General features: G+C 44.1%; 6 protein-coding genes. 1 reads left to right on the top strand and 5 read right to left on the bottom strand.

The features are described from left to right. Positions 1-628: 628 nt before the first annotated feature. From V4C51_RS16450 to V4C51_RS16430, 5 genes are all read right to left on the bottom strand, one after another. Positions 629-1,084, bottom strand: a complete 456-nt coding sequence (locus tag V4C51_RS16450; RefSeq protein ID WP_330927266.1) for a hypothetical protein — start codon at positions 1,082-1,084, stop codon at positions 629-631. A 470-nt stretch (positions 1,085-1,554) separates the two neighbouring features. Then, on the bottom strand, positions 1,555-1,917 hold the full coding sequence (locus V4C51_RS16445) for a helicase (protein ID WP_330927265.1): 363 nt from the start codon (positions 1,915-1,917) through the stop codon (positions 1,555-1,557). Positions 1,918-2,173: 256 nt separating this feature from the next. Beyond that, positions 2,174-2,395, bottom strand: a complete 222-nt coding sequence (locus V4C51_RS16440) for a hypothetical protein (protein ID WP_330927264.1) — start codon at positions 2,393-2,395, stop codon at positions 2,174-2,176. A gap of 43 nt (positions 2,396-2,438) precedes the next feature. After that, positions 2,439-4,097, bottom strand: a complete 1,659-nt coding sequence (locus tag V4C51_RS16435) for a hypothetical protein (protein ID WP_330927263.1) — start codon at positions 4,095-4,097, stop codon at positions 2,439-2,441. A 371-nt stretch (positions 4,098-4,468) separates the two neighbouring features. Then, on the bottom strand, positions 4,469-5,005 hold the full coding sequence (locus V4C51_RS16430) for a gamma carbonic anhydrase family protein (RefSeq protein WP_330927262.1): 537 nt from the start codon (positions 5,003-5,005) through the stop codon (positions 4,469-4,471). An 89-nt stretch (positions 5,006-5,094) separates the two neighbouring features. Here V4C51_RS16430 and prlC point away from each other — a divergent pair, with 89 nt between their 5' ends. Further along, positions 5,095-7,125, top strand: coding sequence for an oligopeptidase A (gene prlC, locus V4C51_RS16425; protein ID WP_330927267.1), 2,031 nt, complete (start codon positions 5,095-5,097; stop codon positions 7,123-7,125). Positions 7,126-7,445: the final 320 nt, after the last annotated feature.

Raw genomic sequence — 7,445 nt, 5'->3', positions numbered from 1 at the left:
TTATCTTGCATGTATAACCGCTCTTGTTATAGAAGTCTACTACCAAATATTTTTCGTCGGCATGAACAAAGCCAGCATTCGTAATAAATACCATGAAAACGAGAGTTGCAAAAGCCGCTAACATACTGTTCATTCTAGTTACCCCATGCAATAAAATTCTAACTGTTAACACACCTGACCAGAGGGTTTATGATAATAACCACTATACTTTTTGTTGTTAGTGGTTTCTACTTTATTTTAAAACCAAAATAACATAAAAAAATATTATTAATTTCAATAAGCTGCTTTGTAAAAACTGTCGCGCATTAAGAAACAAGACCATTGTCATCTATTTTCAAAAAGCAGGTTTATGGATCACAAGCTGTAGTACCTCAATCCCATACCTGATAGGCGTCGGATTGTTCCTCTAATCTGTAATCTGGTCTCTTATAAACTTCAACGCAAAAAAATGCTCAGATAACCAGCGCGCAATACGGGGGTTAGTTGAAAAGCGATTAGCACCGTAACTGATTTGTCGAACGAATGAAACGGATATTCATTCTATTTGGGCAGACATATTTAACGAGCAATACCCGTTACATCGGGTTTTATAGTTAATACCGTCACTTGTTTCTGGTTTTATTTAAGTTTAAGGTGACTTCTTCAATGAAACAATGACTGCTGCAATACCGGTTTTTCCACCCCATACCGCGGCATGCTGGGTCTGTTTATTTGTAACATTCAGATGTTTATCGACATTAAAAGTATTGGTATATTGATTCCCACCCTTCATAAAACAATAATTTTGTTGATTTCTCACGCTAAAAGAGTAACCTCCACAGCTAAGTGTTACAGTCATATCAGGGCCATATGTACTTTGCTTCGCCGACCAAGAATACATATAACCTGTTTTTATAGCTAAAGACTTTTTTGGCTCTCCATACCAATAACCATGCTTGAGCTTATAATCTGTTATCTTGCATGTATAACCGCTCTTGTTATAGAAGTCTACTACCAAATATTTTTCGTCGGCATGAACAAAGCCAGCATTCGTAATAAATACCATGAAAACGAGAGTTGCAAAAGCCGCTAACATACTGTTCATTCTAGTTACCCCATGCAATAAAATTCTAACTGTTAACACACCTGACCAGAGGGTTTATGATAATAACCACTATACTTTTTGTTGTTAGTGGTTTCTACTTTATTTTAAAACCAAAATAACATAAAAAAATATTATTAATTCCAATAAGCTGCTTTGTAAAAACTGTCGCGCATTAAGAAACAAGACCATTGTCATCTATTTTCAAAAAGCAGGTTTATGGATCACAAGCTGTAGTACCTCAATCCCATACCTGATAGGCGTCGGATTGTTCCTCTAATCTGGTTTCTTATACCAATCACACTGTCTAACGACTCTATTGCGGTGGCTGTCTGGGTAAACATTCTGCGATAAATTTTCTCCCCTGGCTGCGGCTAGGCGTGTCACTTTGCCCAGCTAACCACCGTGATGAAGTCAGAAAGCGTGATTGGTGCTCCAACCGGTTTGTTGAACCGATTGAGCAAGCGTTAATTCTATTTGGGCACCAGGTATTTAACGATACTCTGGAACCAGATGGCTTTAGTGTAATCGCCTGAAATGACAATTTGCTTATTTTGAATACCTTTCATAAAAGCAAGTTGTGCATTTTTAGCGGTGAGAGTCTTGAAGCCTGCGTCGGCTGAAGCAAACGCAATCTCAAAAGCGGGTGAGGCAAATTGCCCCGAATGACTGGATACCTGCTGGTCTTTAACCACGTAGTGGCGAACAGGCCCATCTTGACTGCTGATCTGAAAAGTCAAATCCTGGCCTTCGAGTTTTTTGATAAATTTTTGATTTTTTCTACTAGCACGTTTCATCAACAGGCCCAGTAACCATAACAGCAATCTAAACTTCACGCGAACTTTCTCCCGGTAGCATTTCATAACAAGATGCGTAGGATAACTATCAGTCCGACAGGCTGCCAAGCAATATTTTGTAACCCGGACTATTTCGGGCTGACAGACTTTTTTTACTCTAGCCCGGATATTTCATAAACATGCTCCTGGCCTTGCTTGCTCCTTGCGGCTCTAAGGGCAGTTTATGAAATATCCGGGCTAGCGAGGCGCTCACTCAGAAGGCGTGCCTCAGATCAGACCTGGGCGTAACGGATGTCTACACAATCAAGCGCTGTTTGCTAATAATGGCAGCCAGTCTGGCACTTTTATTCTTTGAAGGGCCATTAGTATCCTGAGCGGTCAGTTGATTGAACACAACCTGTTTCTCAGCCTCTCTTTTTTCTTCGTAGAGGACTCGCTGGGCCCTGAGATACTCCTGATCTGCCGGTACATTAGCAAATAAACGACTATCGAGGCCAAAAGAAGCTAGCTCACCCATAAGCATCCTTTTTGTTGGGTACACTCATAATTATAGAGATAGCTCAAGCCTGTGATTCTTTTTTTGTTCTTGCCAAAGTCAGCTCAAGTGAATGTACGGCACTGGCAATAGGGGCGGCAGCATCCTTTAAGAATGTCTTATGCTGCTCTTTGATACCCTTAATCAAAGCAAAAACCATAACCCCCTTGGCCAGGCTTCCATAGTTAAAAGGCATCACATACACAGAATCCGGCTTTTTATCAAGGTGCGCAGTTTCCATACGGAAAAAGTTTTCAGATACGTTGTTTAATTGGATAGACTTATTGCTGATTGCTGCCTCATTAATCAGGCCACCTTCTTCAGTATTGATGAGTGTCAGAAAACCGCCTTTTTTAGGACAACCGTATTTTCCCATCAAAACCATATTGGCGTCCTGATCTATGAGGTACATTGCAGCAGCAGGAGCATTAATATGCGTGGCCAGGTAATGGGTAATGTTATTGCAAAGTTCGTTTAAATCCATAAGTCCATTCATTTTTTCATAAAGCCCTGAAAGTCGCTGTAAGAGCCAATCCTTTTGCTGTTGGAATGTTCTCTGCAATGAATAGCTGTTATTCAGTTTAATGACTGACTGGCTTAATTTTTCAATAGCTGAATTTTGTGATAACCCATAACAGTTCACCCGTTCACCATCGGCTATCAGCTGTAACCAGGCGGTAATTTTTTCAACGGGGGCGTGTATCTGCCGCGACATCAGGTACGATAAAAGCACTATCAACAGAACTATGGCTAACAGCACAATACTATAAATATTCACCCTGTCCCTCAGGGGCATCAACGCATTGGCAACCGGCATTTCAGTGATAAGCAGCAACTTAAAACCTGCGACGGTGACGGATCTGTATGCACCTAACACACTGACACCGTTGATATTATGGTAAGTCGCTATCTGGGTTTTGGTCTCACTGGTGTTTTCTTGTTGTTTCCAGCTTAAATAAGGTGTGCTGCTTAAGAATGACGAACGGCTGGTGAGGGCATCTGATGAGTAAACAACACGGGATACGGTATTGATAATATTGGTCTGTGAGTGGCTGGTTTCAGGATGAACGCTGTCTAAAATCGCGGGAATAGCGTGCCCATAACCGATTTCAAGGGCAAGGAAGCCAAGCACATTATCTTTACTGTCCATAAGGGGGCGAACCATCATATCTGTACTATTTACATTGTCACCAGGGTCAGTGACAGCACCGGAATGAACAGTAGATTTCAGGGTGATGGCCTCATTAACGGTTAAGGCCAGAGGTGAGCTTGCCACGAACTTATCATGGATATTCTTCCCTGATACTTTATCAGCTCTGGCACTGAAAATAACCTGCCCTCTCCTGTTGATAACAAACAGATTATCGTAGGCATGCACAGTAACAAACGCTTTCATGCCCCGCTTAATACTCAACTGCTCAGGCGCAAGACTGGTGCTGAGTAGTTCTTCAGCCGATTTGGACAGATAAGTCATATCCTGCAATAGCGTTGCGTGGTAATGGTCAATCTTTTTTCCGAGCTGTTCGTTAGTCCGGCTGAGGCTTTCCTTTGCGGCAGATACATACTGCGACTTTAGATCGCTGCCAACCATAAAAACAATGATACTCAGTGGCAGAAGCACGACGGTTGTCATTCCTAGAAAGAATTGAACCATTAAACTACGAATTTTCAGGGGCCTTGGCATCCGTGCGCGTCCTGTAATGGGTGAAAATGTCAGCAATAACTACTAGGAGCCTGTCCGAGAATAGACTACCCTACTGTGGTTGCGATAAATTGGTCTAAAAATTCCTGCTTCTTCGTCAAATAGCCCCACTATTATCCTCAGAAGCAGAAATTTTTATCCTCAATTTCTCGTAATCCTCGCTACGGGCGCTATTCTCGGTCAGGCTCCTAGGAGCCTGTCGGACTTAAGACAATTTCGGCCTAAAATCCAGAAAGTGCGACCAGAATTTCCGATTAATTTGCTTAAATAGGTCAACTATTCGCACAAATTGATCGAAAATTCTGACTCGCCCTACTAAATTTTATGCTCGAAAGCATAAGTCCGACAGGCTCCTAGAGTGTTAAATAGTCGTTTTTCAGTTTCACATAATTATCGGCGCTGTAGCGCAGAAAATGACGCTCTTTTTCGGTCAACGCCCGCGATTGTCTGGCGGGGTTTCCCTTGTAGATATAACCACTTTCCAACCGCTTGCCCTGTGGTACAAGGCTGCCTGCACCGACGATGACCTCTTGTTCGATGACAGCGCCGTCCATAACCAACGCACCGATACCAATAAGACAGCGGTCGTGCACTGTACAACCATGAAGCACTGCCTTATGCCCTACGGTGACATCGTTACCAATAGTAAGCGGATAGCCTGCCGGATTGTAATCACTTGCATGGGTAATATGCAGTACCGACCCGTCCTGAATACTGGTTCTTTCACCGATAGTGATTTTATGCATATCTCCGCGTATCACGGCGGTTGGCCAGACTGAACTGTCACAACCGATGGTAACATCACCAATCACTACGGCAGATTCTGCAATGTAGACCCGTTCTTTGATATCAGGTGTTTTTTTTCTAAAGGGTTTTCTAAAGGGTGTCATTTTATGTTTCATAGTAGGTATACGTTCAGGTGAATTTCAATTATCGTCAAAATACCGTGATGCTCAACGGATTAACCAGGAGTGTATTGATGACCAACCCCTTGCTAGAGAATGCTGATTTACCCCCGTTCAGTGCCATAAAGCCTGAGCATGTCAAACCGGCTATTTTGCAGATCATTGCAGACAATGAAGCGTTTGTGGAGAGTTTATTAAAAGGAAGCGCAGAGTTTACCTGGGATACCTTACAGCTCCCTTTGGACACTATTAATGACCGGCTCAGCAAAGCATGGTCACCGGTTGGACATATGAATGCGGTGGTAAACAGTGAGACATTAAGAAAGGCTTACAATGACTGCTTGCCGCTGTTATCTGAATATGCCACCAAAATGAGTCAAAATCCCCGTTTATATCAAGCCTATAAAACTATTGCTGATTCTGAAGCGTTTAAAACCTACGACGAGGCTCAAAAAAAAGTCATTGAAAACCAGCTACGTGATTTCAGGCTCGCTGGTGTCACCCTGCCAGAAGCACAGAAGCAAGAATATAAAGCCTTGAAGAAACGACTGTCCAAGCTGAGCAGTCAGTTTTCCGACAATGTACTTGATGCCACCATGGCCTGGACCAAACTGATTACTGATGAAACCGCACTATCGGGACTGCCTGAATCGGCTATCGCCGCATCAAGGCAACTGGCAGAATCAAAAGGCCATGATAAAGGCTGGTTGCTGACACTGGATTTTCCCAGCTACTTTCCGGTGATGACCTACTGCGATAATCGTTCATTACGAGAGGAACTCTACACAGCTTTTTGCACAAGAGCTTCTGAGCAGGGGCCTGGGGATAAAAAGCTTGATAACTCAGATATCATCCTGGAGATACTGGCTCTCAGGCACCAGCTGGCAAACTTGCTGGATTTTAACAATTATGCCGAGTATTCACTGGCCACAAAAATGGCAGACAATTGCGATGAGGTCATTGGCTTTTTAGAAGAACTGGCCGAGCGTAGCAAACCTCAGGCCGAGCAGGAACTCTCAGAGCTCAAAGCCTACGCACTCAAAACGTTTGGTGCCGAAGATTTGCAGGCCTGGGATATTGGCTATTATGCCGAGAAGCTCAGACAAGCTCGCTACGCTATTTCCCAGGAAGAGCTGCGCCCATGGTTTCCTGCTGAAAAAGCCATTCAGGGAATGTTTGCCATTACCAGCAGACTCTTTGGGGTTCAGTTTGAATCGGTGGCTGACACAGACACCTGGCACGGTGATGTTCGGTTTTTTAATGTCTTTCGTGATGGCGAGGTGATTGGGCGCTTCTATCTGGATTTATATGCCAGAGAACACAAGCGCGGCGGTGCCTGGATGGATGAATGCCGGGTACGCCGTAAAATCATTGATACTGTCCAGTTACCCGTGGCCTACCTGACGTGCAATTTTACACCACCGGTTGGAGATAAACCGGCACTGCTCACGCATGATGAAGTGGTCACGCTATTCCATGAGTTTGGTCATGGCCTGCATCATATGCTGACCCAGGTTGATTATGCGGCAGTATCAGGTATTAACGGCGTTGCCTGGGATGCTGTGGAGCTGCCCAGCCAGTTTATGGAGAACTGGTGCTGGGAGAAAGAAGCCCTGGCAGAAATCTCCGGGCACTACCAAACCGGTGAGACGTTACCAGAAGATAAACTGAACAAGCTGCTGGCCGCACGGAATTTTCAGTCTGCCATGATGATGGTCAGGCAACTTGAATTTTCCCTGTTTGATTTTCGCCTGCATAAGGACTACAAAAAAGGTGTTGATGTACAAACCGTATTAAACCGTGTACGTGATCAGGTGGCGGTTGTGCGCCCTCCTGCATTTAACCGCTTTCAAAACAGCTTCAGTCATATTTTTGCCGGTGGCTACGGAGCAGGCTATTACAGTTACAAGTGGGCAGAAGTCCTTTCCGCTGATGCCTTTTCCCGCTTTGAAGAAGAGGGGATTTTTAATGAGCAAACGGGTCAGTCATTTCTCAATGAGATCCTTGCCAAAGGCGGATCGGCTGAACCTATGACATTATTTATGAATTTTCGGGGAAGAAAGCCCGGCATTGACGCCTTGTTACGGCACAGTGGCATTGCCTGAGCAGTATGAAACACGTGCAGTTGAGCATTGATATCCCGACACTCGTCATTCCCCCAGAGGGGGTGACAGGGAGAGAATAAGGGCTACGGCAGCAGTATGGGTATCAAGGGCATAACCTCGCCTTGCCACAACGACCATGGGTTTTGCCGAGTTTATACTTTGATGTTATCAGAGCCTGGTACAGGAGCCTGTCGGACTTAAGACAATTTCGACCTAAAATTCAGAAAGTGCGAGAAAGTGCGAGAAAGTGCGGCCAGAATTTCCGATCAATTTGCTTAAATAGGTCAACTATTCGCACAAATTGATCGAAAATTCTGACT

Origin of the sequence: Candidatus Sororendozoicomonas aggregata (assembly GCF_031528575.1) — a bacterium.
GTDB classification, from domain to species: domain Bacteria; phylum Pseudomonadota; class Gammaproteobacteria; order Pseudomonadales; family Endozoicomonadaceae; genus Endonucleibacter; species Endonucleibacter aggregata.
Note: the sequence above shows the minus strand (reverse complement) of the source record. Positions and strands in the feature narration are given on the sequence as shown.

Bases quoted from the DNA above. Each gene is read 5' to 3' on its own strand.
- V4C51_RS16450 (WP_330927266.1), bottom strand. From the start codon at position 1,084: ATGAACAGTATGTTAGCGGCTTTTGCAACTCTCGTTTTCATGGTATTT.
- V4C51_RS16435 (WP_330927263.1), bottom strand. From the start codon at position 4,097: ATGCCAAGGCCCCTGAAAATTCGTAGTTTAATGGTTCAATTCTTTCTA.
- prlC (WP_330927267.1), top strand. From the start codon at position 5,095: ATGACCAACCCCTTGCTAGAGAATGCTGATTTACCCCCGTTCAGTGCC.
- V4C51_RS16440 (WP_330927264.1), bottom strand. From the start codon at position 2,395: ATGGGTGAGCTAGCTTCTTTTGGCCTCGATAGTCGTTTATTTGCTAAT.
- V4C51_RS16430 (WP_330927262.1), bottom strand. From the start codon at position 5,005: ATGACACCCTTTAGAAAACCCTTTAGAAAAAAAACACCTGATATCAAA.